Origin of the sequence: Tsukamurella conjunctivitidis (genome assembly GCF_007858475.1) — a bacterium.
GTDB lineage: Bacteria > Actinomycetota > Actinomycetes > Mycobacteriales > Mycobacteriaceae > Tsukamurella > Tsukamurella conjunctivitidis.
Window position 1 is genome coordinate 1 of record NZ_VIGX01000246.1, and the last position, 551, is coordinate 551.

Annotated in this window: 1 protein-coding gene; it reads right to left on the reverse strand. The window is 66.2% G+C overall.

From position 1 onward, the window contains the following. Positions 1-551: thiamine pyrophosphate-binding protein (locus tag FK530_RS25250; protein ID WP_500487605.1), on the reverse strand; the 551-nt coding region annotated here is incomplete at both ends.

The following is a 551-nucleotide window of genomic DNA, read 5'->3' on the forward strand; positions in this document are numbered from 1 at the left end:
TGAAGAAGGACTCGAGCTCCTGGATGATCTTGCCGTTGCCGCGCACCGGCCCGTCGAGGCGCTGCAGGTTGCAGTTGACGACGAAGGTCAGGTTGTCCAGCCCCTGCTGGGCGGCGAGTTGCAGCATGCCGCGAGCCTCGGGCTCATCCATCTCACCGTCACCCAGGAACGCCCAGGTGTGCTGCTGGGAGGTGTCCTTCAGGCCACGCAACATCAGGTACTTGTCGAACCACGCCTGATAGATCGCCTCTGCCGGGCCCAGGCCGAGAGACACGGTGGGGTACTCCCAGAAGTCACGCATCTGACGGGGGTGGGGGTAGGAGGGCAGCCCGTGCTCCACCGAGACCTGCTGGCGGAACCCGTCCATCTGCTCCTCGCTCAGGGGACCCTCAAGGAAGGCGCGGGCGTAGGGGCCGGGGGAGGCGTGACCCTGGAAGAAGACGTGGTCGCCGCCTCCGGGGTGGTCCTTGCCGCGGAAGAAGTGGTTGAAGCCGACCTCGTAGAGGGTGGCCACGGAGGCGTAGGAGGAGATGTGTCCGCCGACCTTGACG